Annotated in this window: 20 protein-coding genes and 1 riboswitch; of the genes, 17 read left to right on the top strand and 3 right to left on the bottom strand. The window is 68.1% G+C overall.

The window, feature by feature from the left end; all coding sequences use genetic code 11:
- Positions 1-136 precede the first annotated feature (136 nt).
- From H1D24_RS13290 to H1D24_RS13280, 3 genes are all read right to left on the bottom strand, one after another.
- Positions 137-2,572, bottom strand: a complete 2,436-nt coding sequence (locus tag H1D24_RS13290; protein ID WP_181657669.1) for a SpoIIE family protein phosphatase — start codon at positions 2,570-2,572, stop codon at positions 137-139.
- 537 nt (positions 2,573-3,109) lie between these two features.
- Positions 3,110-3,655: a F0F1 ATP synthase subunit B family protein gene (locus tag H1D24_RS13285; protein WP_181657668.1), complete on the bottom strand. Its 546-nt coding sequence runs from the start codon at positions 3,653-3,655 to the stop codon at positions 3,110-3,112.
- A 231-nt stretch (positions 3,656-3,886) separates the two neighbouring features.
- The gene (locus H1D24_RS13280) at positions 3,887-4,201 is read right to left on the bottom strand and encodes a DMT family transporter (RefSeq protein WP_181657667.1); all 315 of its coding nucleotides are present in this window, start codon (positions 4,199-4,201) and stop codon (positions 3,887-3,889) included.
- 9 nt (positions 4,202-4,210) lie between these two features.
- A riboswitch (guanidine-III (ykkC-III) riboswitch) is annotated at positions 4,211-4,272 on the bottom strand.
- Positions 4,273-4,488: 216 nt separating this feature from the next.
- Here H1D24_RS13280 and H1D24_RS13275 point away from each other — a divergent pair.
- From H1D24_RS13275 to H1D24_RS13195, 17 genes are all read left to right on the top strand, one after another.
- Positions 4,489-5,268 (top strand): coniferyl-alcohol dehydrogenase, encoded by a 780-nt coding sequence (locus H1D24_RS13275; protein WP_181657666.1) that lies wholly within the window; start codon positions 4,489-4,491, stop codon positions 5,266-5,268.
- Between the two features lie 124 nt (positions 5,269-5,392).
- The gene (locus H1D24_RS13270) at positions 5,393-6,196 is read left to right on the top strand and encodes a maleylpyruvate isomerase N-terminal domain-containing protein (protein WP_181657665.1); all 804 of its coding nucleotides are present in this window, start codon (positions 5,393-5,395) and stop codon (positions 6,194-6,196) included.
- A 130-nt stretch (positions 6,197-6,326) separates the two neighbouring features.
- Complete coding sequence (locus H1D24_RS13265) at positions 6,327-7,364, top strand: PDR/VanB family oxidoreductase (RefSeq protein WP_258564024.1); 1,038 nt, start codon at positions 6,327-6,329, stop codon at positions 7,362-7,364.
- A gap of 21 nt (positions 7,365-7,385) precedes the next feature.
- Positions 7,386-8,606, top strand: coding sequence for a cytochrome P450 (locus tag H1D24_RS13260; protein ID WP_181657664.1), 1,221 nt, complete (start codon positions 7,386-7,388; stop codon positions 8,604-8,606).
- Positions 8,603-9,427, top strand: a complete 825-nt coding sequence (locus tag H1D24_RS13255; RefSeq protein WP_181657663.1) for an HpcH/HpaI aldolase/citrate lyase family protein — start codon at positions 8,603-8,605, stop codon at positions 9,425-9,427. Before H1D24_RS13260 ends, H1D24_RS13255 begins: the two co-directional genes overlap by 4 nt.
- The gene (locus tag H1D24_RS13250; protein ID WP_181657662.1) at positions 9,424-10,434 is read left to right on the top strand and encodes a hotdog family protein; all 1,011 of its coding nucleotides are present in this window, start codon (positions 9,424-9,426) and stop codon (positions 10,432-10,434) included. Before H1D24_RS13255 ends, H1D24_RS13250 begins: the two co-directional genes overlap by 4 nt.
- On the top strand, positions 10,427-11,614 hold the full coding sequence (locus H1D24_RS13245; RefSeq protein WP_181657661.1) for a CaiB/BaiF CoA transferase family protein: 1,188 nt from the start codon (positions 10,427-10,429) through the stop codon (positions 11,612-11,614). The genes H1D24_RS13250 and H1D24_RS13245 overlap by 8 nt, the downstream gene beginning before the upstream one ends.
- Positions 11,611-13,050 (top strand): NAD-dependent succinate-semialdehyde dehydrogenase, encoded by a 1,440-nt coding sequence (locus H1D24_RS13240; RefSeq protein WP_181657660.1) that lies wholly within the window; start codon positions 11,611-11,613, stop codon positions 13,048-13,050. Before H1D24_RS13245 ends, H1D24_RS13240 begins: the two co-directional genes overlap by 4 nt.
- A 43-nt stretch (positions 13,051-13,093) precedes the next feature.
- Positions 13,094-14,587: an aldehyde dehydrogenase family protein gene (locus H1D24_RS13235; protein ID WP_181657659.1), complete on the top strand. Its 1,494-nt coding sequence runs from the start codon at positions 13,094-13,096 to the stop codon at positions 14,585-14,587.
- Positions 14,588-14,633: 46 nt separating this feature from the next.
- Positions 14,634-15,890, top strand: coding sequence for an aminotransferase family protein (locus H1D24_RS13230; RefSeq protein WP_220136663.1), 1,257 nt, complete (start codon positions 14,634-14,636; stop codon positions 15,888-15,890).
- Positions 15,891-15,930: 40 nt separating this feature from the next.
- Positions 15,931-16,953 carry an agmatinase gene (speB, locus tag H1D24_RS13225; protein WP_309484295.1) on the top strand — a complete coding sequence of 341 codons (1,023 nt, stop codon included), beginning with the start codon at positions 15,931-15,933 and terminating at the stop codon, positions 16,951-16,953.
- A gap of 369 nt (positions 16,954-17,322) precedes the next feature.
- Positions 17,323-18,669, top strand: a complete 1,347-nt coding sequence (gene gabT, locus H1D24_RS13220; RefSeq protein ID WP_258564048.1) for a 4-aminobutyrate--2-oxoglutarate transaminase — start codon at positions 17,323-17,325, stop codon at positions 18,667-18,669.
- A 191-nt stretch (positions 18,670-18,860) separates the two neighbouring features.
- A complete protein-coding gene (locus H1D24_RS13215; protein WP_181657657.1) occupies positions 18,861-20,327 on the top strand; it encodes an APC family permease in 1,467 nt (488 codons plus the stop codon).
- A gap of 610 nt (positions 20,328-20,937) precedes the next feature.
- Entirely contained in the window at positions 20,938-22,011 is a 1,074-nt protein-coding gene (locus H1D24_RS13210) for a GAF domain-containing sensor histidine kinase (protein WP_258564047.1), read from the top strand.
- Positions 22,008-22,595 carry a response regulator transcription factor gene (locus tag H1D24_RS13205; RefSeq protein WP_181657655.1) on the top strand — a complete coding sequence of 196 codons (588 nt, stop codon included), beginning with the start codon at positions 22,008-22,010 and terminating at the stop codon, positions 22,593-22,595. The genes H1D24_RS13210 and H1D24_RS13205 overlap by 4 nt, the downstream gene beginning before the upstream one ends.
- Positions 22,596-22,675: 80 nt before the next feature.
- Complete coding sequence (locus H1D24_RS13200; protein WP_309484294.1) at positions 22,676-24,307, top strand: class I adenylate-forming enzyme family protein; 1,632 nt, start codon at positions 22,676-22,678, stop codon at positions 24,305-24,307.
- A complete protein-coding gene (locus tag H1D24_RS13195; protein ID WP_181657654.1) occupies positions 24,304-25,737 on the top strand; it encodes a purine-cytosine permease family protein in 1,434 nt (477 codons plus the stop codon). Before H1D24_RS13200 ends, H1D24_RS13195 begins: the two co-directional genes overlap by 4 nt.
- The last annotated feature ends 3 nt before the right edge of the window (positions 25,738-25,740 follow it).

Genomic DNA, 25,740 nt, shown 5'->3' with positions numbered 1-25,740 from the left:
GGGAGCAGGGGCGGTTGCCACGGCCCTGTCTGAGAAGACAGATCCGCGCCGCTACGTGCGATGGTGACAAGCCCGTCAACGTGCTCATGTCTGTGAAGCTCTTCCGGAGTCCGGGCTGGACTCTTCCCACAGCTGGTCAGGATGAGAACCCTTCGGCCGCGAAGACTCCCGGCAGCTTGCCCGGTGCCGGGGGTACTTCGGTCCAGATCGTCTTGCCGGTCGGTGTATAACGCGTGCCCCAGCGCTCCGTCAGCTGCGCCACGAGAAACAGGCCCCTGCCTCCCTCGTCCTCCACCGCGGCCCGCCGCAGATGCGGCGAGGTGTGGCCGCCGTCGGACACCTCGACGATCAGCCCGCGCACTCTGATGAGTCGTAGGCGGACCGGGGCAACGCCGTACCGGATGGCGTTGGTGACCAGTTCACTGACGACGAGCTCGACGACGAACGACGTCTCGTCCCCTACGCCCCACTCGGCGAGCTTGCCGCAGGCCAGGGAGCGGGCGCTGGCCACTTCTCCGGGGTCAGCGGGAATGTCCCATGTCGCGACCAGGTGTTCGGCTAGCGCGTCCACGCGCACCAGCAGGAGAGCCGCGTCGTCCGCAGGTGGCTGGGGCAGCAGCTCGGTGACGATGTCGTCGCAGGTGTTCTCCAGTGGGCCGGGTCCGGACCGGGACAGCGTGTCGCACAGGGCCCGCACCCCCAGGTCGATATCCCGGCGGCGGCTTTCGACGAGTCCGTCCGTGAACAGGGCCAACATGCTGCCCTCAGGCAGCTCGAAATCCGCGCTTTCGAAGGGGAGACCACCCAAGCCCAATGGCGGGCCGGAGGGCAGGTTCACGAGTTCTGCGCGGCCGTCGGGCGTGGCGAGTACCGGGGGTGGATGGCCCGCCCGCGCCATGACACAGTGCCGGGAGACAGGGTCGTAGACGGCGTACAGGCAGGTCACGCCGAGGGCTTGGTCTTCGTCCTCGACGTCTGCAGATTGCGGAGCTCCTGCTCGGGCGACCAGGTCGTCCAATCGGGCGAGCAGTTCGTCCGGCGCCAGGTCGAGGGCCGCGAGCGCGGCGACGGTGGTACGCAAGCGCCCCATGGTGGCGGCGGCGCCCATGCCGTGTCCCACCACATCCCCGACGACCAGTCCCACACGGGCGCCGGAGAGCGGGATGACGTCGTACCAGTCCCCGCCAACGCCGGCCGGGCCGACCGCGGGCAGGTAGCGGTGAGCGATTTCCACTCCCGCCGGCTGGGGCAGAGTTCGGGGCAGCAGGTCGCGTTGCAGCATCAGTGCCGTGGCGTGTTCGCGGGCGTAGCGGCGGGCGTTGTCCACGCACACCGCGGTGCGGGAGGCCAGCTCTCCGGCCAGCGCTATTTCTTGCGGGTCGAAAGGATCGCGAGGGGCACTGCGCACGAAGGATGCCACTCCCAGGGTGGGGCCGCGTGCCGTCAGGGGAACGACCAGCGCGCGAGCGGCGGCGCTGGTGACAGGCGCCGAGTCCGTCAGACAGCGCAGACGCGCGGAGTCCAGGGTGGCCGCGACAGCGCCGGCCGCCGTGTCTCGCGCGCGTTGAGCCACCCGGCGCAGATCCGCTTCAGCGCCGGGGCCGACCGGAGAGGGCTCCTGGCCGCGCAGTACCGGTTCCAACAGATCCACCGTGACCGCGTCGGCGAATTCGGGAACCACGAGTTCGGCCAGGTCGTCGGCCGTACGCCAGACGTCCAGGGTCCTGCCGATACTGCCGCCCGCGCGGCTCAGCAGGGCCAGACGCTGACGTGCGATGTAGCTGTCGGTGACGTCGAGGCCGGCTTCGCAAACCCCGATCGGCCGCCCGGCATCGTCCTGCAACCGGAAATACGAGAAGGACCAAACGTGCTGATGGTGGGGGTCGGCGCGTGTCGTGCTCCGGTACCGGACGTCGATCACTGGCTCGCCTGTGCGCAGGGCATGTCGTATGGGCCGTTCGACGTCCCGCACGGTCCGGCCGTCCTGGGTTAGCAGCACCCCGTCCGGCAGGATCTCCGAGAGGCGCCGTCCTGCGGCCTCCTCCAGGCTGACACCGACCTGCTTCTCGATGGCCGTGTTGATCCATTGGACTCGGGCTTCGGAGTCGTAGACGGCCAGCTGGAATGGCGACTGACGGTAGAGCCCGGCCAGCATGGCCTGGTCGATGGCATGCAAGCGAAGCCACTTCACGTCCATTGCCACCATCAGCCAAGCGGGTCCCGCCTGGTCGTGGCACAGCGGATCAAAGCTCAGCCCCACGTTGACGGTGCGGCCGTCACGATGCCGCACCGATCGGATTTCGTACGCCCCTGTCGGCTCCGACCTTCCGCTCTTGCGATCTGCTGAGAGGGCCCACGCTCCTACAGGAGACTCACCCAAGATCTCGTCGGCAGGCCGCCCCAGCACGTGGTCAGGCCGATATCCGAGCAGTCTCTCGGCCTCAGGGCTCCATCCGATGAACCGCAACCCCGAATCCAGTACGGCGGTCGCCCGCCCAAGCAGCAGATAGCAGGGGCTGGTCCCGATGCCCTGTCCCTGGCCGGTGTCGTGGGAGTTGAGGAAATCTGTCATCGCCGGTTCTGTGGATGATCTGGAACTCATCTGGTCAGTTCACTGTACTGCCGTACGCTCGATCAGCCCCTGTCAGCAGAGCGACCCGAGCGACTGGGTCCCCCTGAGGCTGTTTCCGGCGTGTGCAGAGGGTGTCTCGGGCCGGGCGGAGGGGGGCTCTCCCGGTACTTCAGGTGTTGTCAGTAGCGCGGCCCTGTCGCTTCGGTCTTCGTCGGCGCTGTATTGCTCAACGTGCTACCCGTCAGCGTTGCGGAAGAGAGTGTGAGCCCCGAGCACCCTGGGGTGTGGGGCTCGGTGCCGTCCGCTCGGGCAACGGCGCGAGTAAGCCGAGCGGGGTCGTGGCGCAGTCCGTGAAATCGGGGCCTGCGGCTGCGGTGGTGCAGGGGTGCTGGTCAGCGGGCGGGCCGATGGATCCTTCCGTGTCGGCCGCTCGAGCGGCCGACACCGGTGCTCGGACAGCTGAACCTCAGTGGCTGTGCGGCCCTGGCGCGGACGTCCTGAGGAAGGACGACTTGCGGAGTTGCTGCGCCCACCCGCTCAGGAGGAGCGTGCGGCGTGAACCTCAAGGTCGTCGAGGAAACGGTCGATGACCCGGCTCTGCCGAGCTGGATCGTCCAGGGCCTCCGTGGCCAGCCGCCCGGCCAGATCGGTGACCAGGCTGCCTGCCTGCCGGCGCAGGGTGTATGCCGCAGCTTCCCGGTCAGCTTCGACCTGGGCGTGACCTGCGGCGATGAGGCTCTCACGCTGGCGCTGCCCCTCGGCGCGCATCTCCTGGATTATCGCAGCGCTCTGCTCGGCCGCCTCGTGACGGAGACGAGCGGCCTCGTGGCGGGCCTCGGCCAGCTGAGCCGTGTGCCGTTTCAGGTCGTTCTCCGCTTGGGAGCGAGCCTTTTGTGCTCGTGCAAGGTCGGTCTCGATCGCGCGGCGCCGGTCTTCCAGGGACTTGTTGATGACCGGGAGGAGCTTCTTCGCCAGGACAGTGAGCACGATGGCGAGGCCGAGCGCCTGGACAACGGTCTCCGGCCATGGTGGGAGAAGAGGTGGTTCGCCGTCCTCCGTTGCCAGGACTGCCAGGGCGTTCATGTGGGGGTGCCTTTCATCGGATGGGTCACGAGCCGGGACGCTGGAAGGGAGGAGCAGAGTGCAGCGAGGTGTCGGGCGACGTGGGTTCGGAGGGTTGGGTCCGCGCCTCGGGTGCGCCCAGTCGCATTTCTTGCCGGCAGCGCCCGGGCGATGGCGGTCTCACCGGAGAACGGAAGGACCGGGCAGGCCAGGAGGCACACCAAGGCCGGGCACGGATTGTGGAGGCGGGTGTCAGTGCGCCAGCTTCAGGCCGGCCACGCAGGCGATGATGCCCGTCAGCAGTGCGACCTTCAGCAGGGTGACGGATTCGCCGTCGAGGACCATGGCGTAGGTGGCCGTGAGGACGGCTCCGATGCCGACCCAGATGGCGTAGCCGGTGCCGATGGGCAGCGTCCGCAGTGCGTAGGACAGTCCGACCATGCTGAGCACGATGCCGACTACGAAGACCGTGGTGGGCACCGGGCGGCTGAAGCCCGCCGACTTCCCCAGTGCTGTCGCCCAGACGGCTTCCAGCACTCCGGAGATCACGAGAACGATCCAGGCCATGTCTTTCTCCCTGCGCCGTCTTTTCATCGCTGGGTACGGCGCACCTCGTCCAGGAGCTTGTTGAGCTCTGCCTCAACCGTCTCATAAGCGACACCCGTCAGCAAGCGCTCGGTGCATACAAGGCGCGTGAATGAACTCTCTAGCGCAAACTAGTCGCTCAAATACTCATGATGTTGAAACTTTCCCTTGTCTAGGCGGCGGTGTCGTGTCATCGTGAGTCTTGTTCGAGCTGCCGTGGCCGAAAGGGCCGTGGTAGCGGCCGGCAGGGTTCTCGAAGGGAAGCGAAGATGGCCAAGCCGCGCACCGTGGTGGTCACCGGTGGGGCGTCAGGGATAGGCGAAGCCGTCGTCCAGCGCTTCGTCGCGCGGGGAGACGCGGTCGTCATCCTCGACCGTCGGCCGAGCGACCTTCCGGTACGTCACATCGAGACGGATCTGAACGACCGCGCCTCGATCGAGGCTGCCGTCGGCGGGCTGCGTCATCCCGTCGACGTGTTGTGCAATGTCGCGGGCGTATCCGGTTCCTCTCCCGTCCCGCTCGTCCTCGGAGTCAACTTCTTCGGGCTGCGCCACCTGACGGAGCAGCTGGTGCCGCGCATGAACGCCGGGGGAGCCGTGGTCAGCGTGGCGTCGACTGCGGGCTGGTACTGGCGTGACCATCTCGAGGAGGTGGCGAAGCTGGTGAGCGCGCCCGACTTCGAGGCGGGGGTCAAGACCGGGGCGGCCTGTCTGGACACCGGCAAGGATGCCTACACCCGCAGCAAAGAGGCCCTCATCGTGTGGACGTCGCAAGCCGCACAGCGTTACCGAGGGCACGTCCGCGTCAACACGGTCAGCCCTGGCCCCGTGGAGACACCCCTTCTGCCTGAGTTCTACGACTCGATGGGGCACGCGGAGCTGGATCCGCTGACCGAATTGGCGGGGGGACGCAACGGGCGGCCCGAGGAGATTGCCGCTGTCGTCGAGTTCCTGGCTGGAGAGGGTGCCAGCTGGATCAACGGCACCGACGTCGTCGTGGACGCGGGCGCCGAGGTGGCCTTCGAACTCGCGCAGGCCGAAGCGGTCTGACCGCTCGGCGTGAGAAGCGTCCAGCGGCGCTTGTCCGACGTTCCCCACTGGCACTGCCAGTCAGCGCATCGCTTGGACGGCCCGGCCTCAGGCTCGGCCGGGCCGTCAATGAAGAGGACTTCCCATGACATTCCGTGGAATCGCGGCTCTGGAGAGCCTGTCCCAGTCGGTTCTGGGCCTTGAGAATATGGTCGATGACGCGGCCTGGGCCCGGCCGAGTGCCTGTCCGGGCTGGACCAATCACGATGTGCTGATCCACCTCGTCTGCACCCTGAGGGAGATCGTGGAGCCGGAGACGCTGCCGGCCCCGTTCCCGGGCAGTGTCGAGCGCACCAACGACGTCGCGGTCGCTGCATATCGGAGTGAACGGCTCGGTCAGACGTTCGATACATACCGCCGCCTCGTGAAGCCAGCCATGGCCGCTCTTGGCACCATGCAGCAGCAACCGGCGGCTTCCGAAGTCGTCGATTTCGACGATGCGGGGAGCTACCCGGCCCATCTTGTCGCGGACTCCCTCGTCTTCGACCACTACTGCCATCTGCGCCACGATCTCGCCGCTCCGCGGGGCACCGTCGCGTCCCTCACGATCGGTGCGGACGAGGCGGTGATGTCCGCCAGCTTGGCGTGGCTGCTCGCGGGGCTGCCCCAGATGTCCCCGCGCCGGCTGTCGTCCGCGCTCACCCGCCCCGTGGTGCTGTTTCTCGACGGTCCGGGCGGCGGGCACTGGACCCTCGTGCCCAGCGGTGACGGACGCCGGATCACGGTCGAGCCGGGTGGCCTGTCGACGGCGGGCGCCCGCATCAGGGCCACCGCCGACTCCTTCCACCTATGGGGCACCCACCGGCAGTCCTGGCACGAGGCGGACCTCGACATCAGCGGTGACCGGGAACTGGCGAGGAATGTCCTGGACGCCCTCCACGTCATCTGACGTCCCCTGGGCTCGCAGCCCGCCATCCGGTCAAGGTCCTCGCCGAGACCAACCACGCAAGCCCGGCAGCGGGCGAACACACGACGGCCGTAGCGCCAGAAGGTTCATGAAAGAGAGTGAGGCACGGGTCATGAGCATCGAGACAGCCCGAGCAGGCACAGCCCCTGCGGCACCGGGCACTCTGCCCGAGTGGACCGCACCAGAGGATCGGCAGGTCACGATCACCATGCGCCGTGAGGTGGCGGAAGGCGTCGTGGAACTGACCCTCACCGCCGCCGAGCCTGCCGACGGTCCACTTGAAGGATGGGAGCCGGGTGCCCATATCGACCTCGTCCTGCCCTCCGGTGCCATCCGGCAGTACTCCCTGTGCGGGCACCCGGAACGGCCGATCGAGTACCGGATCGCCGTGCTCCGGGAGGCCGAGGGCCGCGGCGGGTCGGTGGAAGTGCACGACAAGCTGTCGGCAGGCACGACGGTTGCCATCCGTGGCCCCCGCAACCACTTCCGACTGGCCGTGGCCGAGCGCTACCTCTTCCTCGCCGGAGGAATCGGCGTCACCCCCATCCTCGCCATGGCACGCGAAGCAGCGGCTACTGGCACCCCCTGGACGCTGATCTACGGCGGACGGACCCGCTCCTCCATGGCCTACACCGACGAGCTCATCGAGCTGGCCGCGCTCTCCCACGGCGAGGTGGTGCTGGTGCCGCAGGACGAACTGGGGCACCCCGACTTCGCCTCCGCCTTCCGCAGTGCCCCCGAGGAGACCGCCGTGTACGCGTGCGGCCCCGAGCCGATGCTGCAGGCCGCCGAATCGCTCAGCGAAGAACTGCTGCCTGCCGGAGCGCTGTATCTGGAGCGGTTCGGCGCGAAGCCGCAGACCGACGAGCCGGCCCATTCCGACACCGAGTTCGAGGTGGAGCTGGTCCGCTCCGGTCGGACCCTGACCGTCCCTGCCGACCGTCGCCTCATCGACGTCGTACGGGAGGTCGTACCGCAGGTCCCCTTCTCCTGCGAGGAGGGCTACTGCGGCTCCTGCGAAACCGGCGTCTTGGACGGCATTCCCGACCACCGCGACCAGGTCCTCACCCCCGAAGAGCGGGACGGCAACGACACGATGATGATCTGCGTCGGCCGCTGCCTGTCCCGAAAACTGACCCTCGACCTCTGACCACTGGAACAGGCCGTGCCCATGGAAGACATCACCCAGGCCCACAACCCGGCCCTGCCGGAGTTCTGGCTGCAGAAAGACCCCGACTCGGCGTTCGCAGACATGCGTCATGAGAAGGCCGTGCACTGGCACGACGAGCCGGCATCCGACTGGTTCCCCGAGGGAGGCCGCGGGTTCTGGTCGGTCGTGCGCTACGAGGACGTGGTCGAGGTCAGCCGCGACCAGGAGACCTTCACCTCCGAGAACGGCACCGAAATCGTCGACATGACACCGGAGATGGTCCACATCTTCGGCGGCATGCTCAACATGAGCGGCGCCGCGCATGCCCACCACCGGGCCATCGTCAACCGGGTCCTGACCCCGCGGACGGTCGAGGCACTCAGCGACACCATCCGCGTGCATGCCAGGCGCTGCATCGACCGCGTGGCCGACCGGGGCAGCTGCGACTTCATGCAGGACATCGTCGGCGACTTTCCCGCGCAGATCATCTGCGAGCTGCTGGGCGTTCCCGTCGATGACCGTGACCGGCTCGTCGCCCTCACCGGAACAGCGCTGTCCGCCTACGGCACCGCCGAGGCGTACAACGCGGTGCTGGAGATCATCGCCTACGCCGAGCAGTTGGTCGCCCAGGCGCGTGCGCAGGTGTCCGACTCCGCGTCCTTCCTGCGCAAGCTGCTTAGTGCCCAGGTTGACGGTGAGCGGATGAGCGATCACGAGATCGCAGTCTTCTTCGCCCTGCTGGTGACCGCGGGCATCGAGACCACCGCGACCAGCATCGGCCAGGGCATGTATGCGCTGTCGCTGTATCCCGAGCAGCGGCGCCGCTGGCAGGAGGACTTCCAGCAGCTGGCGCCGCGCGCAGTCGAGGAGATCGTCCGCTGGGTGACCCCGGTGCGGTACTTCCGGCGCACCGCCACCCGGGACGCGGAGATCGCCGGCCAGCCGATCGCCAAGGGCGACAAGGTGGTGATGTGGTACACGTCCGCCAACCGGGATGAGAGCGTCATCGACCGGGCGTGGGAGCTGGACTTCTCCCGCGCCGAGGACCGGCATGTGGCGTTCGGCGGAGGCGGCCCGCACTTCTGCCTCGGGGCGGTGCTGGCCCGCAAGGAGATGACGATCTTCTTCGATGAGTTGTTCACCCGGCTGCCCGACATCGAGGTCTGCGGTGAGCCCGAGCGGCTGCACTCCAACTTCGTCAACGGCCTGGCCGCCCTCCCGGTGAGGTACACCCCGGCATGACGACCTCGTTCACCCGCACCGTCCTCGCCGTGCCCGCCTCTTCCGAACGGTTCCTGGCCAAGGCGCAGAAGGCCACGGCCTCCGCGCTGATGGTCGACTTCGAAGACGGCGTCGCCGAACCCAGCAAGGAAGCCGCCCGCAACCTCTTCGCCCGGGCCGCACCACAACTCGCCGACCAGCGGCGAGGGCTGTGGCTGCGGGTCAACGCCGCGGACACGGCGCACCTGGACGCGGACCTGGCGGCAGCCAAGGACGCTGCCCAGCATCTCGACGCCCTGGTCCTGCCCAAGGCCACCCCGAAAGCGGTGGACTGGCTGGCCGACCGCACCAACCTGCCCATCGTGGCGCTGATCGAGACCGCGGAGGGCGTCGAGCACGCCTGGACCGTCGCAGCCCATCCCTCCGTGCGTGCCGTGATGTTCGGCGAACTGGACTATCGCAGCGAACTCGCCGGCAGCGGGGGATTGCACGCCCACGACACCTCCTGGGCACAGGCACGCATCGTCAATGCCGCCGCCGGCGCCGCCATCGCCGCCATCGCCGGACCCACGACGGCCATCGGCGATCCGGAACAGCTCCGGGCCGACTGCGCGCGCCAGATCGCGCTCGGCTTCACCGGGAAGCTCTGCATCCACCCCACACAACTCGACGGTGTGGAGGCGGCATTCGGGCCGTCCTCCGACATGGTCGCCTGGGCCCGCCGCGTCGTGCACGCCGTCCAGGAAGCCCCGGACAGCGGCGCGATCACGGTGGACGGGGCGATGGTCGACCGGCCCGTCCTCGACCGGGCCCAGCACATCCTCGCGGAGACAGACCAATGAGCACTTCCCTGCCCCTCGACGGCCCCTATGGCGACGACTTCGAGATCGGCCGGCCGCTGCCGGCGGCCCCGGCCATCACCATCGACGAAGGCGTGGCCGCCCTCTACCAAGCGATCAGCGGAGACCCGGCGCACCTGTCTCTGAGCAGCCCGCTGTCCCGGGCCACCACCGGACGCGCCGAGCGGGTGGTGAACTCCGCGCTGGCGCTGCAAGTCGCCATCGGACAGTCCACGGTCGCCACCAAGATCGTCATCGCCAACCTGTTCTACCGCGACGTGACCCTGCACCAGCAGGTGCCCGTGGGCACGACGCTGACCTCCACGGTCACGCCCCTCGCCCGCGCCTTCACCCGCGACAACGGCAAAGGGCGCCGTGCCAAGGTCCTGCTGTCCATCGACACCCGCGACGAGCACGGCAACCAGGTGGCCTCCCTGCAACGCCTGGCCCTGCTGCCGGTGCGCGACCAGAACCGCCTGCTGGAAGCCGGGGACATCGGCCAGGCCGACTCCAACCGGAGCCTGGCCGACCTGCTCCCCGCTGTGCCGAAGGACTGGGACCTTACCCAGGTCTCCGTCGCACCGCTGCCCGAACCGGGATGGCAGGTCCAAGACCCACTGCGCGACTCCATCAGCGGCGCTCTTGACCTGGTCCGCCTGACCCAGAACCAGGCCGCCGCCCATCGCGACCCCGCCCGCGGCCAGCAGGGACGTCGCCTGGTCTACGGCGGTCACGTCGTGGCCCTGGCCCAGGCGTCATTGTCCCGTCTCGTACCCGGTCTTGCCTCCGTCGTGGGCTGGCGCTCGTGCGACCACCTCGCTCCGTCCTTCGAGGACGACCTGCTCTCCTTCCACCTCACCTGCGAGGAACTTCTGCCGGTGGCGGGCGGCGCGCTCGTCGCTTTCCGCATTCTCGGACAGGCCCTCAGGCCAGGGGCGGAACCGGCCACCGTCCTCGACTTCCGCCCCGTGGCACTGGTTGCCGGAACGAACGGAGAAGATCATGGCTGACGGCCTCCGCCTGCTCGACGGCATCCGCGTCGTCTCCCTGGAGCAGTTCATCGCCGCTCCCTACAGCACCCAGATGCTCGCCGACGCCGGCGCCGAAATCATCAAGGTCGAGCGCCCCGTCACGGGCGACCCACGTCGCTGGTACGACCCCAAGGTCGGGCCCGACGACGACTACATCAGCGGCGGCTTCGCCTCCTACAACCGCGGCAAGAAGTCCGTCGAGCTGGACCTGACCGATGCCGACGACCGCCAGGCCTTCGAAGAACTCCTCGCGACCGCGGACGTCCTGGTCAGCAACCTGCGGCCCGGGTCGCTGGACCGGCAGGGCCTGGCGCCCAAGGAGCTGCGCGAACGCTTCCCCCGCCTGGTGATCTGCGAGATCTCCGGATTCGGCACCACCGGCGGACCGTATGCGAAGTGGCCCGCGTTCGACTCCGTCATCCAGGGCATGAGCGGACTGTCCAGCCTCATCGGTGACAAGGACGGCCCGCCCAGCCTCGCTCCGATGGGCACGATGGACCTGATGGCCGGCATCTACGCCACCATCGGCATCCTCACCGCGCTCGTCGGCCGAGCCACCACCGGCCAGGGCTCCCACGTGGACGCCGCCATGTACGACATCGGCGCGGCCTTCCTGGAGCGCCCGCTGACCCTGCACGAGTACACCGGCGAGGTCCCCACCCGCGGCATCGACCGCTTCAGCCCCGTCGGTGCCTTCCGCGCGGGAGACGGGGCGTGGGTGTCCATCGTGATCCCCACCGACGAGATGTGGCGCCGCTGCTGTGCCGCCCTGGGCCAGCCGGATCTCGAACACGATCCGGAGCTGGACACCACGCTCAAGCGTGCCGAGAACATGGCGGGCCGGATCGTGCCGCTGCTGGAGGAGTGGGCCAAGGACATGGACCGCCACGAGGCCGTGGCGGCGCTGCGCGCGGCGGGCCAGCCAGCCGGCGCCGTACAGACCATCGCCGACGTCCGGGCATGCGAACAGCTGGCTCACCGCGGCCTGTTCGCCCCGATCGACGACGAGCGGGCCCACCGCACGGACGGCACGACACTCAGCCTGCCCCGGCTGCCGCTCCTGTTCGACGGCCACGGCGCACGGCCCGGCCCCATACCCCGGCTCGGTGCCGACAACGACGAGTTCCGCACACCCCACTCCACCGAGGTGCCCCAGTGATCCCCTCCGCCCCCATCGAGCTGTTCATCGACGGCACCTGGCGCGCTGCCGGGGACGGCGGCACGTTCCCCGTCGAAGACCCCGTCACCGAACAGGTCATCGCCAAGGTCGCGGACGCCACCGTCCAGGATGGCAAGGACGCCGCCGACTCGGCCGCAGCCGCGCTGCCCGGCTGGAACCGGCGCGCTCCCCGGGAACGCGCCGAGATCCTTCGCCGCGCCTACGAACTCGTCAACGCCGCGAAGGACGAACTCGCCGCCCTGATCACCGCCGAGAACGGCAAGGCCAGCACGGATGCCGAGGCGGAGGTCGCCTACGCGGCCGAGTTCTTCCGCTGGTACAGCGAGGAAGCCGTCCGCGTCACCGGCCACCTCGGCATGTCTCCGGCCGGCGACAAGCGCATCATCGAGATCTCCCAGCCGGTCGGCGTGTCTCTGCTGCTGACTCCTTGGAACCTGCCCGCCGCGATGATCACACGCAAGGTCGCCCCGGCGCTGGCCGCGGGCTGCACGGTCGTCGTCAAGCCGTCCCGCCAGACGCCGCTGACCGCGCTGTTCCTCGCCCGCCTGCTCACCGAGGCGGGTGTCCCGGCGGGAGTGGTCAACGTGGTACCCACCGCCCGCGACGTCGCCGTCACCGCCGAACTCGTCGCCCGGGGACCGGTGCGTGCCCTCTCCTTCACCGGCTCCACCCGAGTGGGGAGCGCCCTGCTCGGCCAGGCCGCCGAGCGCGTGCTGAAGACCTCCATGGAACTGGGCGGCAACGCCCCCTTCATCATCTTCTCCGACGCCGACCTCGACGCGGCCGTCTCCGGCGCGCTGGTCGCCAAGATGCGGCACAACGCCGAGGCGTGCACCGCGGCCAACCGCTTCTACGTCCACGCCTCGGTGCACGACGAGTTCGTCTCCCGGCTGGCCAAGGGCCTGGAAGCCCTCGAAGTCGGCCCGGGCACGGCGCCGTCGGTCCAGGTCGGCCCGATGGCCTCGGCCTCGGCGCGTGACTCCCTCACCGAAGCGGTCCAGTCGGCCGTCGACTCCGGTGGCCGGATCGTGCTCGGCGGCAGCCCCCTGAAGCAGACCGGCTACTACTTCCCGCCCACCTTGATCGACGACGTGCCGCCCACCGCTCCGGTCCTCGACCACGAACTGTTCGGCCCCGTCGCACCCGTCGTCACCTTTGACTCCGACGACGCCGTGATCGAGATGGCCAACAGCACCGAAATGGGCCTCGGCTCCTACGTCTACACAGGTGACCTGCGCCGCGGCCTAGCCGTGGCCGAGCAGTTGGAAGCCGGCATGGTCGGCCTGAACACCGGCGTGTTCTCCGACCCGGCCGCCCCGTTCGGCGGCGTCAAGCAGAGCGGCATCGGCCGAGAAGGCGGACGCCACGGCATCCACGAGTTCCTCGAAACCAAGTACATCGCCACCCAGTGGTGACGCCCCGGACCCGTGCCGCGGTCACCGTAGAAACGAGCATCCCATGACTGCCCATCTGACCCCCGAGGTCCGCGGCCTGCTGTCGGCCGACGCGCTCGGCTGGCTCGACAAGCCGCCGCTTGATCCCTTCATCGACGGCAACTGGCGCACCGCCCGCTCCGACACCCACATCGAGGTGGTCGACCCCGGCACGGGCACGCCCGTCACCTCCTACACGGCGGCATCGGCCGGCGACGTAGCCGATGCGGTGGCCGCCGCCCGTGCCGCCTTCGATGACGGCCGCTGGAGCGAACTCGACCCGGAGACGCGCGAAGAGAAACTGCGCCACCTCGCCGACCTCTTGGCAGCGGACGCCGAGACCGTCGCCCAGTTGGAGGCCCTGGACACCGGCAAAACCCTGGCTGAGGCCCGTCTCGACATCGACGAGGCGGTCGCCGTACTGCGCTACTACGCGGGCTGGGCCACCAAAGTCGAGGGCTCGGTCATCCCCGCACCGCGCCGCTACATGGCGACCGGCACCCGGGAGGCGATCGGGGTGTGCGCGGCCATCACGCCGTGGAACTATCCCCTTCCCATCCTGATGTACAAGCTGGCGCCCGCCCTCGCCTTCGGCAACACCTTCGTGGCCAAGCCGTCCGAGCAGACGGTGCTGTCCACGGCATACCTCGCGCAGCTGTGCGCGGCAGCCGGCATCCCGGACGGCGTCGTCAACGTCGCCCCCGGAGCCGGGGCGACCGGCGCGGCCCTGACCGCCACCCCCGGCATTGACAAGATCGCGTTCACCGGGTCCACCCGCACAGGGCAGGCCGTGATGCGCGCCGCGGCCGACACCCTGACCAAGGTCAGCCTCGAACTCGGCGGCAAGAGCCCGCAACTGGTCTTCGCCGACGCCGACCTGGACGCCGCCATCGCCGGAGTCATGGCCGGCATCTGGACCAACGCCGGGCAGGTCTGCATCGCCGGCAGCCGACTGATCGTCGACCGCCGTATTCACGACGAGTTCGTCGCCGAACTCGCCGACCGGACCCGTCGGCTGTCCCTCGGCCACGGCCTGGCTCCCACAACAACCCTCGGGCCGCTGATCTCCAGCACCCAGCGCGACCGCGTCAACGCCCTGATCGAGCAGGCCGCACAAGACGGCGCACACGTGGAGACCGCTGCCGAACTGCCCGACCGTGACGGCTACTTCATCGCTCCGACGATCGTCACCGGCGCCCGGCCCGGCCAGAGCATCGAGCGGGAGGAAGTCTTCGGACCGGTCCTGACCGTGCTGCCCTTCGACACCGAGGACGAAGCCGTCCGCCTGGCCAACGACTCCGCCTACGGCCTGGCCTCCGCCGTCTGGAGCCAGAACGCCTCCCGGGTACACCGCGTCGCCCGACGCCTGCGGGCCGGAACCGTCTGGGCGAACACCTACGGCGTCTTCCATCCCACCCTGCCCTTCGGCGGCGTGAAGGCATCCGGCTTCGGCCGTGAACTCGGCTCGGACGCCGTCGAGCACTACACGGAACTCAAGACCACGGTGATCGACCTGTAGACCGGCACGCCCTTACGCACCGGCCTCCGAGCAAGGAGCTGACACCATGTCACCCGCACCTGCCTCCGCCCACTGGCACCCCTTTCACAACATGTCCGACGCCGTGGACCCCCTCGTCCTGACCGACGCGGACGGGCTGTGGATGACCAGCTCCGACGGACGGCGCCTGCTGGATGCCACAGCCGGTCTGTGGTTCTGTCACGCGGGCTACGGACGCCGCGAGATCGCCGACGCGGCTCACACCCAGCTGCTGCGCATGCACGCGTACTCCACCTTCGGCGACTACTCCAACGAACCCGCCGACCAGCTGGCCGAGCGCCTGTCGGATCTCGCCCCGGGCGGCCCCTGGAAGGTCCTGTTCACCAGCGGCGGATCCGACAGCGTCGAGACAGCCGTGAAGTACGCCCGCCGCTACTGGCAGGCCCTCGGCCGGCCCGAGCGAACCGTGGTCCTCAGCCGCCGTGACTCCTACCACGGCATGCACACCGCGGCGACCGCGATCAGCGGCATACCCGCCAACCGCACCGGCTACGGCACCCTGCTGCCGGACACCCGCCTCGTCGCCCGCGATGACCCCCAGGCACTGGAGGCCGCCATAGGCGAACTCGGGGCCGAGCACGTGGCGGCCTTCGTGTGCGAGCCGATCGTCGGCGCAGGCGGAGTCCACTTCCCGACCGTCGGCTACCTGCAGACCGTCGCCGAGACCTGCCGCCGCCACGGCGTCCTCTTCATCGTCGACGAAGTGACCACCGGGCTGGGACGCACCGGCGCATGGTTCGCCAGCCAGAAGTACGGCCTGGAGCCCGATCTGCTGCTCTGCGCAAAGGGCCTAACCAGCGGCTACCTGCCACTCGGCGCGGTCCTGGTCAACCAGCGCGTCGCCACCCCCTTCTGGGAAGGCGGAGAGGTGTTCCGCCACGGCTACACCTACAGCGGCCACGCCGCAGCAGCCGCCGCCGCCCTCGCCAACCTCGACTACCTCCACGACCACGACCTGCTCGCCGCCGCTGACCGGATCGCCGGGTACCTGCCCACGCTCCTCGACGACCTCGATGCCACAGGCGTCATCCAGAGCGTGCGCACCGGCCCGGCCGCCATGGCCTGCGTCCAGCTCAACGCGTGGCTCGTGAAGAAGGACCCTGGTCTCGTTCAGCGCGCGGTGCGCGCGGTCCGGGACGCCGGCATCCTCACCCGGCCCTTCGCCTGCGGCGGCCTGCAGATCTCGCCCGCCCTGTGCGCGAGCGACGCCGAACTGGAGCAGCTGACCGAAGGGTTCCGCAAGGCACTGGCCACCCTGCTCTAAGCCCCCTCCCGCCCTCCCCACCGCAAAGAAGGACCCTCTCGTGAACGAGCCCCTGCCACCCCAACTGCACCAGCCCCGGGTCACCCTGGACCGGGTCCGCGGCCAGGTCGACTTCACCCAGGTCCCCCGCTTCGCTGGACCCACCACCTTCGCCTCCCTGCCCCGCCCCCACGAAACCGGAGACCTCGACGTCGCCGTCGTCGGCGTCCCGTTCGACGCCGGTGTCAGCTACCGTCCCGGTGCCCGCTTCGGCCCCCAGCACATCCGCATCGCCTCACGCCTGCTGCGCCCCTACAACCCCGAGGCCGACGCCTGGCCCTTCCTCGGCCAGCAGGTCGTCGACCTGGGCGACATCACCGCTCACCCCTACGACATCCCGGCCGCCGTCACCTCCATTGAGCACGGCGCCCGCAGCGTCCTGGAGCGCGCCGGGAAGGTGCTCGTCCTCGGCGGCGACCACACCATCGCCCTACCGGTCCTGCGCGCCCTGCACGCCAAGCACGGACCGATCTCCGTCCTGCACTTCGACGCACACCTCGACACCTGGGACACGTACTTCGACACCCCTTACCTCCACGGCACACCCTTCCGCCGCGCCAGCGAGGAAGGGCTCCTGGACCTCGAAGGCTGCATGCACGTCGGCATCCGCGGCGGTCTGTACGGACCGGGCGACATGGACCACGACCGGGCACTCGGCTTCGTACATGTGCGCTGCGAGGAGATCGAGGACATCGGCGTGCGCGGCACGATCGAGCGCATGCAGGCCAGGCTCCAGGACCGCCCGGTATACGTCTCGGTCGACATCGACGTCCTCGATCCCGCCTTCGCCCCCGGGACCGGCACCCCGGAATCGGGTGGTCTCACCGCACGGGAACTCCTCACGATGCTGCGCGCCACAAGCAGTCTCAATGTCGTGGGCGCCGACATCGTCGAAGTGGCCCCCGCCTACGACCACGCCGAGATCACGGGCATAGCTGCCGCACACGTCGGATACGAACTGATGTCCGCCTGGGCGCCGAAAATCGACCCCTCCCGAGCTCCTGGCAGCACGCGCGGCGCGTAGTCGCATCACCCCGTGACGCAGGCTGGTCAAATTCACTAACTCCCTCAGTGGAACTAGAATTTTTCATAGAATGAACTCTTGACAAGCTTTTAGGGCAAGTGGGACCGTCATGGCTAGCGATAGTGCTGAGCCATTCGGCCGCACGGGACGACCGGAAACGGTTGGAATGCGGCCTCGAAACCCCATACCGCCCCGACGCGGATGGCGGACACCGCACATCCGTCATCCGCGTCGTCGGCACTGCAACTGCTGCACGGCCCGGCTCCGCCTCCAGGCCCTGAGTCGAGGCCCGCTCCACAAGAGCGGACTCCACCGCCGACAGCGCCACCGCCATCTCCACGCTCTCCCCAGGAGTCCGCCTTGACCGTATTGTTCGCAGCCTCAGTCGTCCCTCAGGAGCGTCGGATCCTCACCGCGATCCCCGGCCCGAGGTCGCAGCAGCTGATGGCGCGCAAGAAGAGCGTCGTGGCGGACGGCGTCGCCACGGCCCTGCCCATCTTCGCGGCGAGCGCGGGCGGCGGAATCCTTGAGGACGTCGACGGCAACCGGCTCATCGACCTCGGCTCCGGCCTGGGTGTGACCGTCGTCGGCAACGCCGCGGAAGCAGTGGTACGCCGACTGTCGGCCCAGGCAACGCGCTTCACCCACACTGCCTTCAGTGTCACCCCCTATGAGGGGTACATCGAGGTGTGCGAGGCCCTCGCCGAGCTGACCCCGGGTGACCACGCCAAGAAGTCCGCACTGTTCAACAGCGGTGCCGAGGCCGTCGAGAACGCCGTCAAGATCGCGCGCGCCTACACCAAGCGCCAGGCGGTCGTAGTCTTCGACCACGGCTACCACGGCCGGACGAACCTCACGATGGCGCTGACGGCGAAGAACATGCCGTACAAGCACGGCTTCGGCCCGTTCGCGCCCGAGGTGTACCGCGTCCCGGTCGCGTACGGCTACCGGTGGCCGACCGGTGCCGAGAACGCGGGTCCCGAGGCCGCCGCGCAGGCCATCGACCAGATCAGCAAGCAGGTCGGCGCGGAGAACGTGGCCGCGATCATCATCGAGCCGGTGCTCGGCGAGGGCGGCGTCATCGAGCCCGCCAAGGGCTTCCTGCCCGCGATCCGCCAGTTCGCCGCCGACAACGGCATCGTCTTCGTCGCGGACGAGATCCAGTCCGGCTTCTGCCGCACCGGCCAGTGGTTCGCGTGCGAGGACGAGGGCATCGTTCCCGACCTGATCACGACGGCGAAGGGCATCGCGGGCGGCCTGCCGCTCGCCGCCGTCACCGGCTGCGCCGAGATCATGGACGCCGCGCACGCGGGCGGCCTCGGCGGCACCTACGGCGGCAACCCGGTCGCCTGCGCAGGTGCGCTGGGCGCGATCGAGACGATGAAGGAGTTCGACCTCAACGCCAGGGCGAAGAGGATCGAGGCGATCATGAAGGCCCGCCTCGGCGCCATGGCCGAGAAGTTCGACATCATCGGTGACGTGCGGGGCCGTGGCGCCATGATCGCCATCGAGCTCGTCAAGGACCGCGCCACCAAGGAGCCCAACCCCGAAGGAGCCTCCGCCCTGGCCGCGGCCTGCCACCAAAAGGGCGCGCTGGTCCTGGTGACCGGTACCTACGGCAACGTATTGCGCTTGCTGCCCCCGCTCGTCATCGGCGAGGACCTCCTCAACGAAGGGCTCGACGTCCTGCACGAGGCCCTCGACGGCCATGTCTGACCACCACCGCTGCCTGCAAGGGCAGCCTGACCCGGCGCAGGCCGGGCCTCGAATTCCAAACGGCACACACGCCCCGCAGAAAATCTGCGCGGCGCAATTCGCCAGGCACGGATTCTGCGGATCCTGGAAGAAAGCAGCTGGAGGCACGCCGTGTGTAGCACGAGACTGACTTCACCCATCCTGGTGGCGTCATGACAACCGAACAGCTGGAGCACAGCACAGGGCAGCTGAAGAAGGAATTCACGCTGCGCAGCGCTTTTACCATCGCATTCGTCTTCATCTCCCCGATCGTTGCGCTGTACGGCGTGTTCGCCCTCGTCCTGACCTCCGCCGGCCCCGCCGGTTGGTGGGCCTTCGTGATCGTCCTGGTGGGCCAGCTCTTCGTGGCCGGCGTCTTCGCCCAGCTCGCCTCCAAGTGGCCGCTGGAGGGCAGCGTCTACCAGTGGTCGCGGCTCCTGGGGGGTGAGTACTACGGCTGGTTCGCCGGCTGGGCGTACATGTGGTCGCTGATGACCGCAGTGGCCGGTGGCTCCTACTACGTGGCGTCCTTCCTGCCGGTCATCCTGGGCACCGAGCCCTTCGGTCAAACCACGAAGATCCTCGTCGCCATCGCGGTCACTGCCGCGGTGACCGCTCTCAATGCGGCCGGACCGAAAGCCGTCAAGGCATTCGCCGTGCTCAGCCTGCTCGCCGAAGTCGTCGGAAGTATCGTTCTCGGCGTCGTTCTGATCATCAGCCACCGCAACCAGCCGTTCAGCGTCATCTTCGACACCGCTGGTACGGGCGGAGCGGACGGCGGCAACTGGCTCTGGATGGGCCTGTTCGCGGCCGTCGGCTTTGTCGGCTGGGCCTTCGTCGGCTTTGAAAGCGCCGGCGCCATCGCCGAAGAGGTCGTCGACGCCGAGCGGAACGTCCCCAAGGCCATGGTGGCGTCCCTCATCGCCATCGGGGCCGTGGTTCTCTTCTCCGGGCTGGCGCTCATCCTGGCCACCCCCGACATGCAGGCCGTTGTTACTGGCGCCGTACAGGACCCCACCGCCGAAACAGCCCAGGCCGCCATGGGCAACAGCATCACCAAGCCGCTGTTCGTGCTGATCGTGATCGGTTTCATGGCGAGCGCCTTGGCCGCCCAGACCAGTGCGTCGCGGATCATCTGGTCCTTCGCGCGCGACGGCGTCCTGCCCGCCTCTGGTCGGCTGTCCAAGCTGTCCCGGCGCGGCCTCAACCCCCTCACCGCCATCCTGACAGCCGGCGCCATCTCCATGCTCGTCCTGTGCGTCGGCGTGTCGGCCAAGTTCTACAACACGCTCGTGAGCTTCTCGACGGGCGGCTTCTTCGTCGCCTTTGCGATGCCCGTCCTCGGCGTCCTCATGCACCGGTTGCGCGGACGTTGGATTCCCGGACGGGTGACCCTGGGACGGTGGGGTTACCTCGTCACTGTCGTCGCGGCGCTCTGGGTTGCGTTCGAACTGGTCAACATCGTCTGGCCCCGATCACCGCAGCTGGCGTGGTACGAGAACTACGCCGTGCTCCTGGCCATGGCCGTCGTCGCGCTCCTCGGCCTCTTCCTCTGGTACCAGGTCCGCGACAAGGTCGCGCGCCTTGCCGACTCGTCGCCGCCCACAGCGCTCCTGCCGACCGCCTCAGACGGCCTATGAGTAGTCCATCTCGGTTACCGGGCCTGCTTGGAAATCACTGGCGTGGGAGTGCCAGACGGTACACGTCTGGCACTCCCATCGTCGTCTTCTGCAGGGCAGCCTGGCGTGACACGGTGGGCAGGACAACGGTCACAGAGCGGTCCAGGTGTACGGCAGCTTGTGAACGTCGATGGAGCTGAACGTCTCCGTCGACGTGATCCCCGAGATCTGGCGAAGCACAGGCTGGACAGTTTCGCGCTGGTGGGCGTCACCGTCAGCGGACCGGCGCTGCCCGTGGCCCATGCGCTGGCGGAACTGCGTAGTCGGCCCGCCCGTCCGCGACGAGAAGCCTGATGAGTTGTTCGTCGGCAGGGTCGAGTAGCACGGCGGTAGGCTCATTCGGCTTCCACGACCGGCCTTCTGCCTGGCTCGGCGCCCCCATTGCGGTGCTTCCCAATCACACAGACTGTTTGACACCACGCCCCATCCCGTAGACGCGTGAAATTTGCAGATCCAGCGGCAATGCAAGAGTTGATAACATTGATGATGTGGCGGGGGTGTCGTCAGGGGTCGCCACGGCGAGGAGGCGCTGGTGTTCAAGGGAGATGCTACGAGCCGTCGCTTGCTGGGTATGTTGCTCGACATCCGCACGGTCTTCGACCCCAGGTCGGTGTTGACCCTCACGCTCAGGGACGTACTGGAGACGGACGGACGTCAGTCGGCAGTGTCATGGGTCGCGCTTCCCGATCCCAACGGAGGGCTGGTCATCGAGCACGTGCTCGGTCAGCGTACCTCGCAGCTCAGACGCCTCGGCATCGGCGCAGGCCAAGGTCTGACCGGCCGAGTGTTCGAACAGCCTTCCATCCATTGGGTCGAGGAGTACGCCAAGTCGGCGAGCATCACGCACGAGTTCGACCACATCATCGAGGCCGAGCGTGTGCGGCGGATGATCGCGGCACCGCTCTCGACCGAAGGACAGGTGCTGGGAGTTCTCAGCGTCGGACGACGGGATGCCGGGCCCTTCAACGACCGCACCATCGCGCACGTGGAACAACTCGCCCAGAGAGCGAGCTTCGCTCTTGGTATCGCCAAGAAGAGCCGGGACAACGCCGCTGCTGCGGCGCTCGCCGAGAGACGTCGCATCAGCGAGGAGATCCACGACGGCGTCAGCGCCCTGTTGTTCTCCATCTCGTCACGCACCGAAAAGGCGCACAGGCGAGCTGCCGACCAAGAGCTCGCGCAGGAGCTGGAGACCCTGCAGCACGAGATCGCCGAAGTGAGCGGCATGGTCCAGGAGCTCATCAGCGGATGGCACGCCAGCGCAACCACCGATCTACGGGCAGAAGTGCAGGGCGTGGTCGACGACTTCCAGCACCGGACCGGTATCGAGACCGTTGCCGTATTCCTCGGAGCCGTACCGGTTCTGGACACCGCGCGCGTGGAGGCCGTTACCCGCTTCGTGGCCGTGACGCTCGCCAACGTGGAGCGCCACTCCACCGCGAGACGAGCGTCTGTGACGCTCGCTGCGCTGCCGAGCCGGCTGGCCGTGGCCGTTTCGAACGACGGTCCCGCGCCGTCCCAGGTCCGCCCCGGTATCGGCCTGACCGGCGTTGAGGCACGGATCACCTGTCTCGGGGGCGACGTGTCCGTGGTCGACGACGAGACAGGCGAGGGTTTCACGATCCGCGCACGGATCCCGCTATGAGCATCGGACTCTTTGTCATCGACGATCACCCGATCGTCCAGGCGGGGATTGAGAACGTCTTCGTCGACGAAGACGAATTCGAACTGCTGGGTGCCGCAACCACGCTGGCGCAGGCGGTGTCGGCGGTCCGAGCCCGGCCACCTGACGTGATCCTCCTCGATGTGCGTCTGGGGGACACGGACGTCACTGCCGCCGTCACGGCCCTGTGCGTGGCAGCCCCAGTGGCACGCATCGTCCTCTTCACCGCTGATCCCCGGAACCGACAAATCCCGGCTGCCCGTCGTGCCGGCGCGGTGACGACTGTGCCGAAGGACACCGCTCCCGCCGAGCTCCGCGCGGCGATCCGGGCGGTGCACGACGGCTCACTGCGCGACGAACCGGCCCCGGAGCGCGCCCTTCTGACCCCGCGACAACACGACGTGCTCGCGTGTGTCGCCAACGGCATGACCAACAACGAGATCGCGCAGGAACTCGGTCTGCGCCCGACGACCGTCAAGGCGTACTGGCAGGAAACTCTCCAGCGGATGGGTGCACGGAACCGTGCTGACGCCATCGCCATCGCGTATCGGCTCGGTCTGTTCTGAGCGCCGACCTCGCTCCTGAGCACCGGGGATGAGTTGGCCAAAAAGACCCTTCCGTTGGGAGGTGACGCACGACTCATCGAGTGGGGTTCACTGCGGTGTCACGCTCAGCATTCACCGCCGGGAGGTCGTCCTTGAACGCCGGACCCGCAGTTGGTGCCACTCTGTTTCCGCCTCTGGACAGCCTGGGTCAGCTCCTGCCGAGAGCCGCTCGACGCTGGCCGCGCCGTACCGCTCTCATCACCGACCACCGAACCCTGACTTTCGAGCAACTGGACCAGCTGTCGAGTCGAGTTGCCCACGCCCTCACGGCGCGCGGGCTCCGTCCCGGTGACCGGGTGTCGCTGATCTCCCAGAACCGGTGGGAGTGGATCGTCGCCTACCACGGCGCCCTCCGGTGCGGCGCGGTCGTGAATCCGTTGAATGTCATGCTGACCGGTGAAGAACTCGCCTACATCCTCACTGACTCAGGGACCAAGGTGCTGCTGGCCTCCGATGAGCGCCTCAAGGCAGCCGGGGACGCGCTGGCCGGAGTGTCCACCCTTGAGCGGGTGGTCGCGTTCGACGATGTCGGAGGTGACGTCGAGAGCTTCGAGACGCTGGTGGAGACCGCCGACACGGAGCCCTTCGAACCGGTATCGGTCAACCCGGGGTCCCTTGCGTGCATCGCCTACACGTCGGGAACGACCGGCCGTCCCAAGGGGGCGATGCAGTCACACCTATCACTCGTGCTGAACTGTGCGTACACCGCCACGATGCATGTACGGACGCCCGACGACGTCGTCGTCACAGCGCTGCCTTCGGCTCATGTCTACGGCAACGTCGCCATCAACGGCACCCTCATGGCCGGTGGCCGGGTGGTCCTGATGACCCGGTTCGACCCCGAAGGAGCAATCCGGCGCATCGAGCAGCACCGCGCCACACTCTTCGAAGGTGTCCCGGCCATGTACGCGACCATGCTCGCCACGCCGGGCCTGTCCGATGCCGACCTCTCAAGCCTCACGCGGAGCACGGTGGGCGGGCAGACCATCGCCGAGAGCGTCATGAACGCCTGGGAGGCGCTCACTGGCGCTCCGATGATCGAGCTCTGGGGCATGACGGAACTCTCCGGCCTGGGCGCCACGCACGCCCTGTACGCCCCCAACGTGCACGGCTCGATCGGCGTGGTGCTGCCGGGGAACGAGCTAAAGGTCGTCAGCATCGAGGATGGCGTCTCCGAATGCGGGCCAGGCGATCCCGGCGAGCTGATGGCTCGCGGACCGCTGGTCACTATGGGTTACTGCAATAGCCCTGCCGCGACCGCCGACACGATCACACCCGGCGGCTGGCTGCACACGGGCGACATCGCGACGCATGACGGTGCCGGCCGCTTCTTCGTCGTGGACCGGCTTAAAGACATGATCCTGACTGCCGGTTACAACGTCTATCCCGCAGAAATCGAGCGGGTTCTCATCGGCCACGAGGCGGTCGCGCTGGTCGCCGTGGGCCGCGAGGCAGACAGGGTCAAGGGCGAGGTGGCGCACGCCTACGTCGTCCCTGCCCCCGGGAGCTCACCCAGCGCCGATGAGCTCATCGGCTACTGCCGACAACACCTGGCGGCTTACAAAGTGCCCAGGGCTGTGCATTTCGTCGACGAGTTGCCTACCACCTCCAGCGGAAAGTTGATGCGCCGCAACTTGCGGCAACCTGCTCCCCCAGAAAGGACGCAGGGATGACCTCCTCTCTCGATGAGTCCAAGGGGAAAAAGCCCAGGGACAAAATAGAGAACCGAGCGTTCGCGGTTGAGCAGCATGGCATCGACTTCATCCCTGAAGGCGAGCGGACTGCGACCTATCCGGGCATCTTCTTCATGTGGTTTGGCACGAACACGGTGTTCACCTGGGTGATCCTCGGGGCAGTCGTCGGCTCGCTGGGACTCTCCCTTGCCCAAGGACTGACGGTGATCGTCGCCGGGAACGCCTTCTTCACCTTCGTTGGGTTTACGTCCATCGCGGGCCCGAGAGCCGGAACCGGCATGCTCACCGTGTCGCGAAGCACCTTCGGCATCATCGGAAACCGTGTCCCGGCCCTGCTCTCATGGTTCACGGCCGTCGGCTGGACGTCGGTGAACATCGTGATCGGTACGCTGTCCCTCGTGGGCCTTCTCGACTCATTGGGGGTTGGACCGTCCACCGGCATGAAGGTCGTCTCGTTGCTTGCGGTGACCGGGGTCACCGTGACCATCGCCATGTGGGGCCACGCAACCATCCTGGCCGCCAACACCGTCCTGTCCTTCCTGCTCGGACTGGGAACGGTCGTGCTCGGAGTCTTCATCGTCCGTGAGGCCGACTTCGGATCTATGGGCGACGCGCCAACGGCTGCGCTGAGCGTATGGCTCGTCGCCCTCGCCGTCATGGGCGCCGGACCGATGTCCTTCGTCACTACCGGTGCGGACTTCTCGCGATACCTCCCCGCGGACGCGAGGCCTGCCAAGGTGGTCGTCACGACGGCTCTCGGTTGCTTCGTGCCCGGGGTGTTCATCTCTGTGCTCGGTCTCTTGGCGAGCACGGTCACCGACATGACCGAGCCCATTGCCGGTATCGGCATGATCGTCCCCGGATGGTTCCTGACCATCTACCTGGCGGTGGTCGTCCTCGGCACGGTGACCAACAACTTCCTGAACACGTACTCCTCTGGCATGAGCCTGCTCGCCGCAGGCATCAAAGGAAGCCGCACAACCGCCGTCGCGTTCAACACGGCACTGGCAGTGGCGACAGCGGCATACGTGCTCTTTTTCCATGACCTGACCGATTCGCTGACAGCGTTCCTCACCTTGCTCATCGTCTGGGCCACCTCATGGTGTGGCGTCTTCCTCGCCGACATGCTGCTGAGACGAGCGCACTACGACGTCCGGGCCCTGCACCAGGCCGGCGAAGGTCCGTACTGGTACACCAAGGGCTGGAACCGGCGGGCGCTTGGCTGGTTCGTCCTCGGCACAGTCGCCTCCGCCTCGGTCGCGTACAGCAGCCTGTGGTCGGGTCCCCTGGTGGCGCGGTTGGACGGAGCCGATCTGTCGCTGTTCGCAGGCCTCCTGGTGTCCGGTGGCGGTTATCTACTGCACCACGTCCTTCGGCCCGTGACCGCCCCGGAACACCCGAGGAGCTGAAAT

The sequence above is a fragment of the Streptomyces himalayensis subsp. himalayensis genome, from assembly GCF_013778455.1.
In the GTDB taxonomy this organism is placed as follows: domain Bacteria; phylum Actinomycetota; class Actinomycetes; order Streptomycetales; family Streptomycetaceae; genus Streptomyces; species Streptomyces himalayensis.
Note: the sequence above shows the minus strand (reverse complement) of the source record. Positions and strands in the feature narration are given on the sequence as shown.